This is a genomic window from Faecalicoccus sp. (genome assembly GCF_036552745.1).
In the GTDB taxonomy this organism is placed as follows: domain Bacteria; phylum Bacillota_I; class Bacilli_A; order Erysipelotrichales; family Erysipelotrichaceae; genus Faecalicoccus.
This window is the reverse complement of record NZ_JAXKBY010000079.1, coordinates 1-12775: the sequence shown is the minus strand read 5'-3', so window position 1 is coordinate 12775 and position 12775 is coordinate 1. Positions and strand designations below refer to the sequence as shown.

The 12775-nt window shown below is 39.4% G+C and carries 11 protein-coding genes, 1 tRNA gene and 1 riboswitch; of the genes, 2 read left to right on the top strand and 10 right to left on the bottom strand.

What is annotated here, in order from left to right; translation table 11 throughout:
* Nucleotides 1-447: 447 nt before the first annotated feature.
* The 10 genes from U0M88_RS04015 to U0M88_RS03970 form a co-directional block, all read right to left on the bottom strand.
* A tRNA-Glu gene (locus tag U0M88_RS04015) sits at nucleotides 448-523 on the bottom strand.
* A gap of 72 nt (nucleotides 524-595) precedes the next feature.
* On the bottom strand, nucleotides 596-1012 hold the full coding sequence (locus U0M88_RS04010; protein ID WP_167699039.1) for an Hsp20/alpha crystallin family protein: 417 nt from the start codon (nucleotides 1010-1012) through the stop codon (nucleotides 596-598).
* A gap of 128 nt (nucleotides 1013-1140) precedes the next feature.
* Nucleotides 1141-1689 carry a folate family ECF transporter S component gene (locus tag U0M88_RS04005; protein WP_331868984.1) on the bottom strand — a complete coding sequence of 183 codons (549 nt, stop codon included), beginning with the start codon at nucleotides 1687-1689 and terminating at the stop codon, nucleotides 1141-1143.
* Between the two features lie 58 nt (nucleotides 1690-1747).
* Nucleotides 1748-1844, bottom strand: a riboswitch (THF riboswitch).
* 51 nt (nucleotides 1845-1895) lie between these two features.
* Nucleotides 1896-2060 carry a hypothetical protein gene (locus U0M88_RS04000; protein ID WP_022789498.1) on the bottom strand — a complete coding sequence of 55 codons (165 nt, stop codon included), beginning with the start codon at nucleotides 2058-2060 and terminating at the stop codon, nucleotides 1896-1898.
* Entirely contained in the window at nucleotides 2050-2223 is a 174-nt protein-coding gene (locus U0M88_RS03995) for a hypothetical protein (protein WP_168964662.1), read from the bottom strand. The genes U0M88_RS04000 and U0M88_RS03995 overlap by 11 nt, the downstream gene beginning before the upstream one ends.
* A gap of 142 nt (nucleotides 2224-2365) precedes the next feature.
* The gene (locus U0M88_RS03990; RefSeq protein WP_331868983.1) at nucleotides 2366-3904 is read right to left on the bottom strand and encodes a hypothetical protein; all 1539 of its coding nucleotides are present in this window, start codon (nucleotides 3902-3904) and stop codon (nucleotides 2366-2368) included.
* Nucleotides 3905-4202: 298 nt separating this feature from the next.
* Nucleotides 4203-5108, bottom strand: a complete 906-nt coding sequence (locus U0M88_RS03985) for an SPFH domain-containing protein (RefSeq protein WP_022789501.1) — start codon at nucleotides 5106-5108, stop codon at nucleotides 4203-4205.
* A 12-nt stretch (nucleotides 5109-5120) separates the two neighbouring features.
* A complete protein-coding gene (locus U0M88_RS03980) occupies nucleotides 5121-5366 on the bottom strand; it encodes a hypothetical protein (protein ID WP_117445465.1) in 246 nt (81 codons plus the stop codon).
* 84 nt (nucleotides 5367-5450) lie between these two features.
* Nucleotides 5451-6161 carry a response regulator transcription factor gene (locus tag U0M88_RS03975; RefSeq protein WP_117445464.1) on the bottom strand — a complete coding sequence of 237 codons (711 nt, stop codon included), beginning with the start codon at nucleotides 6159-6161 and terminating at the stop codon, nucleotides 5451-5453.
* Nucleotides 6158-7684, bottom strand: a complete 1527-nt coding sequence (locus U0M88_RS03970; protein ID WP_331868982.1) for a sensor histidine kinase — start codon at nucleotides 7682-7684, stop codon at nucleotides 6158-6160. The genes U0M88_RS03975 and U0M88_RS03970 overlap by 4 nt, the downstream gene beginning before the upstream one ends.
* Nucleotides 7685-7770: 86 nt before the next feature.
* On the opposite strand from U0M88_RS03970, the gene U0M88_RS03965 reads away from it, so the two are divergent.
* Both U0M88_RS03965 and U0M88_RS03960 read left to right on the top strand, forming a co-directional pair.
* The gene (locus tag U0M88_RS03965; protein WP_331868981.1) at nucleotides 7771-10332 is read left to right on the top strand and encodes a PD-(D/E)XK nuclease family protein; all 2562 of its coding nucleotides are present in this window, start codon (nucleotides 7771-7773) and stop codon (nucleotides 10330-10332) included.
* On the top strand, nucleotides 10322-12775 hold a 2454-nt coding region (locus tag U0M88_RS03960), incomplete at its 3' end, for a UvrD-helicase domain-containing protein (protein WP_331868980.1). The genes U0M88_RS03965 and U0M88_RS03960, both read left to right, overlap by 11 nt.

The following is a 12775-nucleotide window of genomic DNA, read 5'->3' as shown; positions in this document are numbered from 1 at the left end:
TTGCAGATACATACCTTCATATCAGCAGATAATTTTGGCTTTCTTCCCATAGAAAAATCCCACCTCCATAGATACACGTTTATTTATTTCGTGTGTCCACTTTAGTGGGATCATATCACTAGCACTTCCCTCTTTTCTTAATGAATGGCCTAATGGAATGACCAAATAGCAATCATCTCGGTTAGCACAATGAACTTCCTAACCTAATCACATTATATACAGCAATGAAAAGTATGTAAACAAAAACAATCTTCTTTATGCTACCACTTATGATTATGGACAGACATACTTTTATATCTACAACTTTGGACAGATACGGGCACTTATTAGATGTTGATGGAGATGAAATTTTAGGAGTAAAAAAAATTAAAAAAGTTACGCACAAATTACGAATTATCACTTCTAACACATAAAAAAAGTGCCTTACATAAAGCACTTTATTGACTATGGTAGTGCGTACGGGGTTCGAACCCGTAAATGCAGCCTTGAGAGGGCTGTGAGTTAACCATTTCTCCAACGCACCATTTGACGTGTATTCATTTTACCACCAAAGCTACAAAAAAGAAATAAAAAAGTACCCATTGCGGGAACTTGATTAAAGAATGGGGATATACTTTGTTTCTTCCTCTTCTTTTTTAGCTTGTGTAGGAACCGTGATCTTTAATTCACCATTTTCAAAGCTGGCCTTGATATCCTGTTGTCTGACATTATCTCCGACATAGAAACTACGTGAACAAGAACCGCTGAAACGCTCCTGACGAACGATGCGTCCCTGATCGTCTTTTTCTTCATTATTAGAGTTTCTTGTTGCGGTTACTTTCAAATAACCATCTTTTAACTCTAACTGAATGTCTTCTTTATTGATGCCCGGCACTTCCATATTCAATTCATAATATCCATTCTTTTCAGTAATATCTGTCTTCAATAAATTAGCCGGTGTCTTGGATGCATAATTATCATTAAACAAGTCATCAAACAAATCAAATGCTCTATATCCTGGATAGAATTTCATACATATCACCTCCGCATTAAACGTAATGAATATTCCATCGAGTTAGCACTCTATTTCTAACTCTGCTAATATTATAGCACGCTTTTTAGCACTGTAAAGTAAAAAAGTGCTAAAAAATAAAAATCAGGTTACATTTTCACCTGATCTTTAATGCGAAGACACAATTTCATTGTCAAATACAACACGAATGCCTCAATAGGAAACATAAGCACATTTTTTAAGATACGTTCACTGACAAGCACCCAGAAAGCATTGCCATACATCATAGAAAGCCATAATGAGTTTAAGACAAGATTGACGATCAGTATGACAGATAAACGCGCCAATGCACAACGTATGATTCCTATCTTTTCCTGCTTATAGAAAAATAGAGAATACAGCACCGCAATCACGACCGCACTGATCATAAACCATGGCTGATAAGAGCCTACCGGACGAAGCATATAATTGATCGTATCTAATACAAATGCAGCAATCATATTGGGATAAGGCCCATAAAAATAACAACTGGCTGCGACGGCAATACTTCCAAAAGAGATCTTCAACATCGGTGTTAATTGAATAGAAAACATATTGAGGATCACATTCAGAGCGCAAAATAAGCTCACGCCAACCAAAACACGTACATCTTTTAAAGATTTCGCATTTTCTTTAAACATAACAAAGTATTGATTCATATAAAAATACCTCCTTTCCCATCGTGCAATGGAAAAAGAGGCATAGTTTGTCCATTACAACAGTGGGATGCAAAATATGTATCGCAAGAACTCTTTTCGTTTTCAGACCAACTCCCCGTGTCTGAAACACTTAACGCACATATTTTTACTCTGCTATAAAATGATTATACTGCAATCCAGGATACATGCAATAAAAACAGTAAACTTTAATCGTTTTGTTTTCCGTAAATCTTACCGTTTGTCGCATCCACCAGTGTTTGCATATTTAAATTGTCTTCTTTGGCTAAATCGTAAATCTTGCTCATAGCTTTCAAAAATTCTTCTTCGGATTCATACTGCATAGCCAAACTTTGTAATCGTTTAATACTCATACCGTTTTTTCCTTTTCATCCCTTCTACAAATTCATTGGCACGTTTTGTGAATCCATCTTCACCTTGCGTATGACATGCCTTGTAAAAATCAGACATATCTTTTAAAAACTGCTCCTTGCTGTCATAGCCCCAGATCAGGCCGGTAAATATTTGAATACTCATGTTTATAAGATACAAAGAACAACATACAAAGTAAAGACATATGCACCACAGGCTTTACATGGCAGCCCATAATAAAAAGCGCATTCTTAATAAATACGCTTTTTATACTGATTTTAATTTTTAGTCATTTAATGAGTAAAAATTATTTTCTGTTTTTACGACGAAGTAATGCGATCATTCCACCTAATGCAACACTCATTGTTCCAAAGATTCCGGCTAATGGCATCGCAACACCTGTATCAACGCCTTTATCTTCTTTCTTGGAATCTTCCTTTGCATCTGTCTTTTCTTCGTCTTCTTTACCTTCGTTTTTGTCTTCAACAGCTTTTACTTTAACGAAGACTTCAGCGTTCTGACCGTATTCAACATCTAAAGATAATGAATCTTCATCCTCAACCAATTCATAACCCTTAGGCGCTTTCAAGTCAACAGTGAAAGTATGCACTTCACCTTTTACACCGTCAGCTGTATAGGCCTCATCTTCGCCAACAACTTCATTTGTACCTTCTTTTACATATTTGACAACCAATGTGGCTGTATCTTGTTCTACTTCATGAGTCTGAACTTTATGTAATGTAATAGTATATGGGTTATTGGCATCCACAAAGAAATCTCCGGTTTGAATCAATTCATAGCCTTCCGGCAACTGTAATTCGGAATAGTTGGCAATTCCATCATCGTCTAAATCTACGAAATAGTCTCCACCACCTAAGTTGTTTCCTTCTTCATCTACATATACAACATGGATGATCGTTCCTTCTACTTCTTTCTTCAATGTGATTTCATAGTCTTTATTTGCATCCACAAAGAAATCACCGGTTTCTGTCAAATTGTATCCTTCCGGCAACTGCAGTTCAGAATAGTTGGCAATTCCGTCACCATCTTCATCTACAAAGTAGTCTCCCCCACCCAGGGCTTTTCCGCCTGTGCTTTTGAATGTTACATGAATAATAGAACTTCCGGCTTTGACTACCTTTGCCTGATAGAATCCATCTGGGGCAACATAGAAATCACCGGCTTCCGCCAATTTGTATCCTTCTGGTACATATTGATTCAAAACAGATAAGTTCTGTACACCGGCAGGTAAAGTGTAGTACCCTCCGCCTACAGCATTTCCAGCAGCATCAACAAACTGTACGTTTGTGATCACAGTCTGTGCTTCTTCTTTCTTTACTTTTGCCTGATAGAATCCATCCGGTGCAACATAGAAATCACCGGCTTCCGCTAATGTATAGCCTTCTGGTACATATTGACTTAAAATTGATATGTTCTGTACACCGGCAGGTAAAGTGTAATAACCACCACCTACAGCATTTCCGTCTGCATCAACAAACTGTACGTTGGCGATAGCCGTTGTGACTTCTTCTTCAGCAGCCGTAGCCCGGACAGTAACCTGAAAAATATCAGCGGAATTCGCAACAGTAAAGGTATCATCTCTAACCAGTTCATAGCCTTGTGGTAAAGACAATTCAGAGAATTTGTGAGCCCCAACGGTCAAATTCACATTGGAAGTTCCAACAACGGTACTGTCAGCCAGTACAAACTCCACCTGCAATGGAATCTGTTTTTCTTCAACAGCCGGCTGTGTTCCTTCCGCATTGGCCACTAAAGGTGCTGCTACTGCAGGAATCATTGTTACGGCAACAAGTCCTGACAATGCAGTCTTCGTTATTTTTTTCATTTTCACACCTCCTAATTTTTTCAAGTTTGCTTTTTTTGTACAAAAAAAATAACTTTTTGACTTATATTTAATATAAGTCACATAAATAGTACCCCCCCCCCGTATGAAAAAGTCAACTAGAAGTTATTATTTTGTTACAGAAAACAATCTCAAAGTTTTAGTTATCGTATAAAAACGCTCTGTACATAATTTGAATCTTCATCGTCTAAATATCAAAAAAAGCAGAGTTTTTAACCTTTTATTTCATCAGGTATACAAACTCTACTCGCTTTTCTTTTCTCAATTTTAAAAGGGGTCTCTACTTTGTTGGATTCTCTTCAATCGGTGTCTTTAACATCTCCGCAAAGATAGATTGCCTTGTCGTGCTTTCGGCAACCGATGTTGGAACAATGATCTTTGTCGCCTTGCCATCTGCTACTTTTTGTAAGGCATCAAATGATTTCAACTGAACGACGCGTGCATCTACATTAGCTTCTTTTAACCGTTTCAGACCTTCTGATTCCGCATTATATGTCAATTCGATAGCTTTGGCCTTACCTTGGGCAATCGCAATGTCCGCATCACGTTTGGCCTGAGCACGTTTGATCATAGCCTGAGCTTCTCCATCGGCTTTTTTGATCTCTGATTCCTGGAAAGCTTCAGCCTGTAAGATCTTTTCACGTTTTTCTCGTTCTGCCTTCATCTGCTTTTCCATGGCATTTTTGATTTCAGTTGGCGGATCGATGTTTTTTAATTCTACACGACTGACATTGATACCCCATGGATCGGTAGCTTCATCCAAGATGTCTTTTAACTTCACATTGATCGTATCACGGGATGTCAAAGCTTCATCCAAGGTCATATCCCCAATCAAATTACGAAGCGTAGTAGCCGCTAAATTTTCCAGGGCGAATAAAGGATTGGCTGCTCCATAGGCAAAAAGCTTTGAGTCAAAGATTTTGAAATAAACAACCGTATCTACATAGATAGAAACATTATCCTTTGTGATAACGGACTGTGGTTCAAAATCCGCACATTGTTCCTTTGAAGTGGCTTTACAGGCAACTCTTTCAAAGAATGGAATCAGGAAATGAATACCTGCACTCCATGTCGTCTTGTACCTTCCTAAAAATTCAATCACATATTCTTCGGTCTGTGGCACAATACGCACTGTATAAAATATACAAATGCCAACAATGATCAAAATCGGTATCAATATAAACATAATAACTCCTCTCTATCCATTTCCAAATACGAACACAATCAGAAAACTCAAAATGCAGATCATCACTACCATGGCCAAAACCATGATCAGCTTGTTTTTATCAGACATTCGAGAATCCTTTCGCCATTTTTGAACGGTCGTCCGATGCTTAAATATATGGCTTTGATAACGCATCTTTTTGGCATTGTCATACCCATAGAGTGGCTTCCCATTCAAAATCGTTCCTTTGTTTTTACTGGACTGTCCATTCAGGTTCATATGCTTTCCTCTACTTTGATTTCATTGTAGCACAGTTAAGGTTAAGAAATTCTATAGGCTTTATAAATTTATGTTAATTTTGAATTAAGATTCCTCATCTACCTTCAACATGCGATAGCCTACGCCGATATGCGTTTGAATATAACGTGTGGAAGAACCTTTGGGTTCGATTTTTCTGCGCAAAGTAGCCATAAAAACACGTAAAGAGGCCACATCACTTTCCCAGCATGTTCCCCATATTGCCTGGGTAATATATTTATGAGTCAACACTTTTCCCATGTTTCGTGATAACAGGCAAAGCAGTTTATATTCGATCGGCGTCAAATGCAGCTCTTCGCCTTTTAAATAGGCACATCCTGCCGCATAATCAATATGAAGATCTCCATTGGTAAAGCTGGAGGCTTCACTGAGCGATGCATTCTGCAGGATAGAAAGTCTTCTTTGTGTGGCACGAAGTCTGGCCAACAATTCTTCCACGGAAAAAGGCTTGGTCAGATAATCATCAGCCCCGGCATCCAACGCTTCAATCTTATCGCTGTCTTCACTTCGCGCACTGACAACGATGATCGGCATATTGGACCAGGAACGCACCTTTTTGATGATTTCCACTCCATCCACATCCGGTAATCCCAAATCTAATAAGATCACATCCGGATTATGACTGGAAGCCTCTAAGATGGCCTCCTGCCCATCTTTGGCGCTCAAATACTGATATCCGTGTGCCTGAAGGGTCGTCACGATCAAATTCTTTACAGATATATCATCTTCTACTACTAATATTTTCATCTTGTTCATTGTATTCCTCCTGCCGGCAATGTAAATGTGAATATGGCCCCATGTGGCACGTTATCTTCCACTTTGATCGTTCCATGATGCGCCTGAATCACATTTTGACAAAGTGCTAATCCAAGACCTAAGCTTCTTCTTGAATCCGCAATTTTGTCTGCCCCTGTATAAAACATTTCAAAAATCTTTTCTTTCTTTTCATCCGGAATGCCCGGTCCATCATCTTTGATCCTTACCTCAACTTGTTTATCGTTGGTACAAGTTTCGATTTGAATACAGGAACCAGGTGGTGTATATTTGATCGCATTGTTGATCAAGTTCACCAGGACCTGCACGATCAAACGCGAATCCATCTTCGCTACTGTGATCGCATCCTTGGTCAAAAATTCAATCGAATGTTCTTTTTCATGTCTGTCGATCCGATTCAACGCTTCATCAATCACGTCTTCGATCACATCATCACTAATATGAAGGTCCAAACCACCCTCTTCCAAGCGTGTAATGGCCAAAAGGTTTTCCACTAAATCGATCAACCATTTGGAATCATCATAAATATCCGTATAAATATTATGGCGAACGGAATCGTCTAAAAGCACCTCATGATTTAAAAGATTACTGGCATTGCCGTAGATCGAAGTCAACGGTGTTCTAAGATCATGCGAGATCATTCGCAATAAGTTGGAACGAAGGCGCTCATTTTCAGCCAATATGGCCGCTTCCTCTTTTTCTTTTAAAATCTTCAGATTCTTTAAAGCCATGGCCGATTCCCCCAAAATCGACAATAAAATGTTTTCTTCAAAGGAATCGATCTGCTCCTTGAAAATTTCTATCCCGGCAATTCCAAAATAACTGTCATCCATATGAATCGGTGCATATACACCATGCCTAGAAGCGATCAAACCGGTATAGGCTCCCTTTTTCAGCACCTTATCTACGACATTCTTCTCATTTTTATATAACATATCCTGCGAGATCGTCCCATACGTAATCGAAGGCTGCAGGTTTCCATCCTGTATTGGATAAATGATAATCCCGGTATTCATCAGCTTATGAAGCTGTACCGCCGTACAGGAAAAAACCTGTGAAGCATCCTTAGCCTTGGAGAGCTGTTGGCTGGTATTAAATAACACCTGTGCGCTGTAAGCATCCTGTGAATACATACGCGCATGATTCTTTAACTGAATCGCCAAAGCACCGGCTAAAAAGGAGGCCGCAAAAAAGATCAAAAAAGTGGCGATGTGATTCTTATTATAGGCCTGAAAAGTAAACTGTGGATAAGTGAACAAATAATTAAAGCTCAACACGCTGACAATAGAAAAAATCACACAATATAAACGATGACTTGTCAGTATCGCAAGGATCATCACGCCCAAAAGATACAACAATATGATCGTCGCATCGTCTAACCCCATTCGATAAAACAAGCTGCCGATCCCGCTGACCACCAACAACATCATAAGTGTCATCGATAAGTTATACAATACATTTTTCTTTGTATTTAAAAAATGATACATCTTATTTTTTCGATTCATATCATCATTTTACCAAAAAATTAAATCTGCGAGCAGTTTTCTTACGGCACATTTTTATTCCTTCGTTTTTACGATATAATGAAACTATGTTGAAAATTCCAGAACAAGGCATACTGATTGCACCGGCCAGTCTGCATCTGCCTTTATACCAAGCTATACATCAAGCCAAAGGAAACACGATCGGTTTGGAAGTGTACAGCCTACATTCCTTCATACAACAATTCTTTCAGGGACAACCTGTCGATGAAGTGACGTTATTGTTTGAAACCATGAAAAAATGTCAGGCTTGTTCTTCGACCAATGTGTTTTATTCCAGCCGGAAAAGTTATGATTTTATCCGCGATACTCTTCAATTTGTACGTTATGCCAAAACCTATGGCATCGATTTTCATACACTGCATGAAAACAGCCAGAAAGAAAAAGATCTCAAAGAGATCCTTTGTCTTCTGGAAAATTTGGATGTACGCGAAAAACAAATCCCGGAAATTTTAAAGCAGCCATTCCATGCAGAGAATATTTATATCCTGCAGTATGAATATAGTGAAGAAGAAAGCCTTTGGATCGACTTCTTACTCCAAAATGGGGCGCACATATTGGAAGAGGCAGCAGAAACAGATGTGCAGTATGTATCCGTGGCCAATGCCCGCAAGCAGGCAACTTTGATTGCCCAGACCATCGTTGATCAATACGATGCCGACGATGTTTTTATCTGTTGTCAACAGGCAAGCCAAATGCAGGTATTGGCACAGATGTTAGAGACTTATCAGATTCCCTATACCTTTTTAACGGAAGATGCACCTTCTTTGCTACAGTATCAGTTGATTTGCTGCATAAAATGGATCGCCTTACAAGATATCGAAAGCTTTATCACGATGATCAATGCCCTGCATCCAGATACCAAAGAAAGCATACAGCCAACCTTGCGACAGTTCCCAGATTTGTTTACGACCAGAAAATCACATCTTCCGGATCTATATCAGGACAATGTTTTTATGGATCGTTATAGCTTTGAACATTTACAAAAACAAATAGAAACGACATTGACATGGCTAGAGGAACACGAGGCACTCTGTCATTGGACATTACAGGATATAGAAGATGTCTTACAGTATATACAGGCACAAAATACCTGCGCACTGGAAAATCTTCGTGCATTCCATCAAATACAAGACGTGTTAAGAAAGTGCCTTCCTTCTTTGAAAACCAGGGAAGATCTCTTGTTTTTATGTGAATATTTAAACGCTAAAACAAATTCTTCAACGGCTTCTCAGATCCAGGGCGTTTTGATTGGAAAGCGCAGCGAGATCACAGCATTGCGAAAAGTTTGTTTCCTAACTGATGCCCATGCGCGCTCTTTCCCGGGTCTTTCTATGCATAGTGGTATTTATGATGAAACCTATTTAGCCGATCTTTCAGTTCCATCCTTAGCCACAAGGCTTAAAAAACAGCGTGATCAGCTTTTCACATGCCTTTCTTTGCCAAAGACTTTATATATCCTTGTACCGGAAGCTTCGTACGATGGAAAGGAAAATCCGGAAAGTCATGAGCTTGTACAGTGGATCGGCCAAAAAGCACAGTTTGTGGATGTCAAAGAAAGCTCTGTGTACGAAAAACCACAGTTTTCCCTAAACACTTCTTTGGCAAGCTCGCTTTTCTTTCCGGAGGATCGTTTTACCGGTTCGATCTCTCGCCTAGAGTCCTTTGCCCGTTGTCCTTTACAACACTTTCTTCGTTATGGGTTGTACTTAAAAGAAAAACGAGACACCATGGATATTCGTATGCAGGGTTCGATTTATCACCATATTTTAGAAATCTTGATGGATACGTATCAAAAAGACTATACCAAGGCCGATACAAAAACAATCAAAAACCTCGTTCAAAACGAATTTACTTTTATTCGTAACGTTTATCCGCAACAGGCACCTTTCTTTGAAAAAAACGTATTGGAAACAGCCGATAAAATTTTAAAGATTTTAGAACAGTTAGATGATTTTGAACACGATTGGCATATGCGTACTTCGCATCAGGAGTATAAGGTGCAGATACAGCTGGACTGGCAGGGTACCCCGATTCTTCTCTATGGGTATATCGATCGTATTGATACCTCGCAAAGCTCTTTTGTGATCTTTGATTATAAAAGTTCAGATAAAGATTTGTCCCTGCAGGATTTTGATGCCGGACTAGCCCTGCAGCTGATTACTTATACAATTGCCTATGAAACAACCAGTGGCAGTCTGCCGGCAGGCTGTTACTATATTTCACTAAAGACATCGCCGCAAACCGCTCTGGCCTATAAGGTCAACTATCGAAAAAAGGTTCCGGAGGCTACACCGTTAGATATCAAAGAACAGGCACAGGAGGCTGCCCAATCCAGGAAATTTACCGGTCTGATGTTTCAGGATCTATCCATATACAGCGATCATGAGCATTTCGCCAGAAAAAAAGAACAGCCTGAATATCCTGAAACCAAAACACAATGGCAAACGATCCTCTTTTCCTTATTGGAAGACATGAAAAATGGTGTGATTCAGCCCGATCATGCCAAAGGTGCCTGTGATTATTGTGCCTATAAGGAGATTTGTCGAAACGCGGCCAATGAAGTCACAAAAGCCAATCGATTAGAACAGGAGGAAGAACATGCGCTTTAGTTTTGCCCAACAACAAGCTATCGATATTCGTGATAAAAATGTGCTGGTTTTTGCCAGTGCCGGAAGTGGCAAGACCAGTGTTCTTGTCCAAAGGCTTTGCCAGCTTGTGCTACAGGATAAAATTTCCATTGATTCGATTTTGGCCATGACGTTTACCAATGATGCGGCCAATGAAATGAAAAGTCGTTTAAAAATCTCTTTGGAAAATGCACCTTCTTCTCCGTATATTGAAGAACAGCTGGCGCTTTTGGAAACCGCAAGCATCTGTACGATCGACAGCTTTTGTCTTGGCATTGTACAAAATTATTATTATCGAATTCCCATCAGCTATAAAATGTCTCGAACAATTGATGACACGATTCAAAAGCAGGCCTTTGATCAGGCCTATCAACAAGCCTGCTTTAGCTTACCTGTAAAGGAGATGGCCAATCTTTCTCTTTTCTTTTCCGGCTTTGGAAAAAAAGAAGATGACATCAAAAGAAGCTTGGAAGCCCTGATTCAAACCGCATGGTCCAAGCCGGAACCGGAAGAGTGGATTCAATCCCTGACAAAACAAACTTCTTCCCTGATGGAAAGCTGGTTCTTTCAATATTTTAAACAATGTGTTCTTTCCATGGAGCAGATTCTTCAAGAGTTGATCTTAAAGACAGAAGACCAAGATCTTATTACCAAAAAAGAAGCCTTGCGCCCATGTCTGGAAGAACTGGATCGAAAAGACTATGCCCTGTTTAAGAGTTCTTTTTTGGTCTATCTTTCCAACACGGTACGTCTTAAAAACAAATATGATGATATCGATACAAAAAATGATAATGATGCCTATAAAAAGTTTGAAAAGAAAATCACCGATGTATTATTTGATAAGAATCTGTATGAAACAGAAACCAAGGAAACACAGGCATTAAAAAAGACGTTTTGTACCTTGGCACTGACAACACAAAAATTCTATGCTCAGATCAAAAAAGAAAAAGAAGTGATGGATTTTGGTGATATGGAACACTTTGCCTATCAGCTTCTCAGTCAAAGTGATATTGCCAAAGAAGTGCAGAATAAATACAAAATGATCCTGGTGGATGAATTTCAGGATACCAACGATCTGCAGGAAAGCATTTTGTCTTGTTTTGCCCGCAAAAACAATGTCTTTCGTGTAGGAGACATCAAACAAAGCATTTATGGCTTTCGTCATGCCAAGCCGGAGATCATGAAACATCATATGGAAAAGCAGGATGAGTTTTCCTGCACATTGGTGCTGGATGAAAACTATCGTTCCAATGCCTCTATCATTGATTTCAACAATCATTTTTATAAAAAAATCATGAATGTAGTGGGAATGCCGGCACAGTTTGATCAAAAAGATGTCGCAAAACCTGGCACCCGGGCCCAAAGCGAAAGAGAACAATATCCGATTCGCTTTCTATATATGGAATCGGATGCACTGGCAGATGAACTCAACATTTCTAAGCTGGAGGCAAAAACAAAAGCCAAAGAAAACAAGCTGGATATCTTAGCACACGATATCTTAAAACATAAAGAACAAGGTGCTTCTTTCAAGGATATCTGTATTTTGACCAGAAGCCATGGTCCTCAGGAAGAGATCAAAAAAGCATTGGAAGCCTATGATATACCTGTACTGGCTGAGATCGATCATGGTTTTTATACCAATCCCAGCATTCAGATCGTTCTTTCCTGCCTGCAGGCCATTTTAGATCCTTATAACGATATCGCCTTATGTGCTACTTTATTCTCTCCGTTTTGTCAAATTACACCTGACCAGCTGGCACAAGCCTGCCTTGGAAAAGAAAAAGGAGCATCTCTATATGTTCAGTTAAAAGATACTGATTTGATGCAGGATTACTTCACTATGCGAGAATGGAAGAACGATCCGGTTCCTTTACTAATTCGCAAGCTCTACGCCTGGCATGATTTTTATGAATCGTATACCAGTGCACAGGATAAAACCAATTTAGATTTATTCTTACAGTTTGCCAGCCAGTTAAACGATCCCATGGACCTGGATGGCTTTCTGCAGCAGCATGTACAGGCCAGTCGTTTTGACAATTTATCAGAAGCCTATCCTTATGGACGAGAAGCCGATGTCGTATCAATCAAGACCATGCATCATTCCAAAGGGTTGCAGTTTCCGATCGTGTATATTTATTCACAACATGAAACGAAAGATCGTATTTCTAACGAACCAATCCTGATCGATGAAAAACTGGGCTTAGGCTTTCTACAGCTCGATACCACAGGAAGGATCAAGCTTCCCAGTAAAGCCCATCTTGCGATCCGCACCAAAAAACTGCAGGATGAACTGGAGGAAGAAATGCGCGTTTTCTATGTGGCCACTACAAGAGCAGAAAAAGAATTGATCTTACTGGATTCAATTTCCAGCGCCAAAAACTATGAAGCCCCTTTATCTTTACAAATACTCTTGAAAAGACAAAGC

Coding starts and splice junctions, on each gene's coding strand:
- U0M88_RS04000 (WP_022789498.1), bottom strand. CDS start 2,060: ATGAGTATTAAACGATTACAAAGTTTGGCTATGCAGTATGAATCCGAA.
- U0M88_RS03985 (WP_022789501.1), bottom strand. CDS start 5,108: ATGTTTATATTGATACCGATTTTGATCATTGTTGGCATTTGTATATTT.
- U0M88_RS03990 (WP_331868983.1), bottom strand. CDS start 3,904: ATGAAAAAAATAACGAAGACTGCATTGTCAGGACTTGTTGCCGTAACA.
- U0M88_RS04005 (WP_331868984.1), bottom strand. CDS start 1,689: ATGAATCAATACTTTGTTATGTTTAAAGAAAATGCGAAATCTTTAAAA.
- U0M88_RS03970 (WP_331868982.1), bottom strand. CDS start 7,684: ATGAATCGAAAAAATAAGATGTATCATTTTTTAAATACAAAGAAAAAT.
- U0M88_RS03975 (WP_117445464.1), bottom strand. CDS start 6,161: ATGAACAAGATGAAAATATTAGTAGTAGAAGATGATATATCTGTAAAG.
- U0M88_RS03980 (WP_117445465.1), bottom strand. CDS start 5,366: ATGAACCTGAATGGACAGTCCAGTAAAAACAAAGGAACGATTTTGAAT.
- U0M88_RS03965 (WP_331868981.1), top strand. CDS start 7,771: ATGTTGAAAATTCCAGAACAAGGCATACTGATTGCACCGGCCAGTCTG.
- U0M88_RS04010 (WP_167699039.1), bottom strand. CDS start 1,012: ATGAAATTCTATCCAGGATATAGAGCATTTGATTTGTTTGATGACTTG.
- U0M88_RS03995 (WP_168964662.1), bottom strand. CDS start 2,223: ATGAGTATTCAAATATTTACCGGCCTGATCTGGGGCTATGACAGCAAG.